Annotated in this window: 2 protein-coding genes; both read right to left on the bottom strand. The window is 57.7% G+C overall.

Annotated features, from left to right (window positions below; all coding sequences use genetic code 11):
* A partial coding sequence (cphA, locus tag ACR0E6_RS20715; protein ID WP_480586854.1) for a cyanophycin synthetase occupies positions 1 to 2,409 on the bottom strand: 2,409 nt, incomplete at its 3' end.
* 20 nt (positions 2,410 to 2,429) lie between these two features.
* Positions 2,430 to 2,825 (bottom strand): cyanophycinase (locus tag ACR0E6_RS20710; protein ID WP_480586851.1); only part of this gene is annotated, 396 nt, incomplete at its 5' end.

The raw sequence follows: 2,825 nt of genomic DNA, 5'->3' as shown, positions 1-2,825 counted from the left end.
CGCCAATGCGGCAGCCCCGTCGATAATATCCTCATCGCGCCGGTCGCCCGGCATCGCAACAACGCACAGCCTTCGACCCTTGACCTCCAACTGATCGGCCAGCGCCGCCATCGCCTTGAGCGCGGCAGGGTTGTGGCCATAGTCGAGGATCACCTTGAAGGGATGCTCGTCATAGACATTCATCCGCCCGGGTGCCTGGAAATAGCTGGTGTCGAAGGTGCGCAGCCCATGGCGGATATTGTCCAGATCCACTCCGAAACTATAGGCCATCGCGGCGGCGAACATCGCGTTCTGGACGTTGAAAATGGCCTTGCCTTCCAATGCCGCCGGGATCAGATGCGACCACAGCACCGGGATATGAAGACCGTTGTCATAAATGGTCAGCATGTCACCATTCATGCCCTTTTCAAGCACAATGGCCTTGCCGCCTGCCTTGATATGTTCCTTGACCAGGCTGTGCCCCGGATTGGTGGTGACATAAAAGATCTGATCCGCACCGGCATAGTCGGCCATTTTCAGACAGTTGATGTCATCGGCGTTCAAGACAGCAGTATCGGTGGCGCTTTCCACCACAACCCGCTTTACCACGGCCAGTTCCTCAACCGTGTTGATGCCGCCAAGACCCAGATGATCTGCCGAGACGTTCAGGCAGGCCGCTACGTTCGAGCGCTGATAGCCCAGACCCGAGCGCACAAGTCCGCCGCGTGCGGTTTCCATCACCGCAAAATCGACAGCCGGGTCGCGCAGAACGATCTGTGCCGACTTAGGTCCCGTCATGTCGCCCTTCACGCTCAGCTTGCCGTCAACATAAACGCCATCGGTCGAGGTCATGCCAACGGTCTTGCCGCTGGTTTTCATGATGTGCCCCAGCATCCTTGAAGTGGTCGTCTTGCCGTTGGTTCCGGTGATTGCCGCGATGGGAATGCGGGTTTCCTCGGTGGCCGGAAACAGCATGTCGATCACTTTGCCCGCCACGTCGCGCGGCTGACCTTCGGACGGTGCCACGTGCATCCGGAAACCAGGGGCGGCGTTCACCTCGACAATCGCGCCGCCGATATCCTTGTAGGATTTGGTGATGTCGTCGATCAGGAAATCGACGCCGCCCACATCCAGCCCGACGGCCATGATGGCACGCTCGGCCATGTCACGGTTGTCAGGGTGCACCACATCCGTCAGATCAATGGCCGTGCCGCCGGTCGACAGGTTCGCGGTTGATCGCAGATAGAAGACCTCGCCGTCAGGCAGCACAGTTTCTTCAGTAACGCCCGCATTTTCCATCAGGCGTTTGGCTTGATTGTCGATCTCCAGCATGGTCAGCACTTTTTCATGCCCGATGCCACGGCGCGGATCCTCGTTCACGATATCGACCAGTTCGGCAATCGTGTGCGTGCCATCGCCCACCACATGGCCCGGCACGCGCTTGGCTACAGCGACCAGCTTGTTGTTCACCACCAGCATCCGGTGATCGAACCCGGTGATGAAGCTTTCCACCAGAATGGCGCGGCTGCGGGAATGTTCCTTGGCTTCGGCAAAGCCTGCCTCGACCTCTTCATCCGAGTTCAGGTTGATCGAAACACCACGCCCATGATTGGCATCGAGCGGTTTGACCACCACCGGGTGCCCGATCCGTGCGGCGGCGCGCACGGCTTCACGCGCGGAATAAACCATGCGTTGCTGCGGCACAGGCAGGCCCAGATCGTTCAGCAGATTGTGGGTGTCTTCCTTGTCGCAGGAAATCTCGACCGAGATATGCTTGGTCTCAGAGGTTATGGTTGCCTGAATGCGTTTCTGGTATTTGCCGTGCCCGAACTGAACCAGTGACCCAGAATTCAGCCTGATCCAAGGGATGTCACGCTCTTGCGCGGCCTTAACCAATGAGCCGGTAGAGGGACCAAACTCCTTGCGCTGCGCTCGCAGCACAAAGCTACGCAACTCGTCATCCCAGTTGAATTCCGGGTCGAAGTCGTAGTCCACCTGTTCCTTGAGGGATTGCGGCAATAGATGCATCAGCAGCCGCATTGCCAGCTTGCCTGCGTCCAAACCAACATCGCGCTGGCGATATTCGTAAACCATGTTGTATTGGCCGGGTTCGCCTGTGCCGCGCGTGCGGCCAAAGGTTACATCCGAACCGGCCACGTTCTGCACTTCGATGGCACAATGTTCCAAAACATGACCAAGCCAAGTGCCTTCATCTTCGCGCAATCGGCGGATGAAACCACCGGGTTCGCGGTAGGAACAGCCATGTTCCGCCAGACCGGGAAGGGCCTGGGTCAATGCATCAATAAACTCGGAACCAATTTTGGCCGAAGGCCAATCTTCCAGAACGCCCAGATCAATGACGTGGCGAATGACCGGAAAACTTGCCCAGACGTTCGGGCCGACAAAGACATTGGTCGAGATTATTTTCATGAGGCTCCCCGTTGGTTAGCTTATTGTTTCCCCCCGCTGGCGGCCTCATCCTCGGACAGATCCGGCAATGTGCAGAACGCCATATGCTCATCCGGCGGAAAAGCCTGGCGAGCCGTCAGATCATAACGGCACCCTTCACCCAGAACGTCAAGCCGAAGTCCAAGAAGGCTGAGTGCTTCGCCGCGACGGGCATCCCACATCGAAGAATGGGTCAAATGGCTGGCATCCACCACGGTAACCGTTCCGCTGCCGATTACTTCAAAGACGTTATCGGGCCCAATGAAGGCCGCCGTGTCTTCGTCAACGCCCAATCCGATTAGAAAAGGGTTAAAAGATGAAGCGGTTAGCAATCGACCCAGGCGGTTGCGTTGGGTGAAGTGCTGATCAATGATGACGGCGTTGGTCAGACCCATACC

This window comes from Ruegeria sp. AP12, from assembly GCF_056540025.1.
This window is presented reverse-complemented; position numbering and strand designations above follow the sequence as displayed.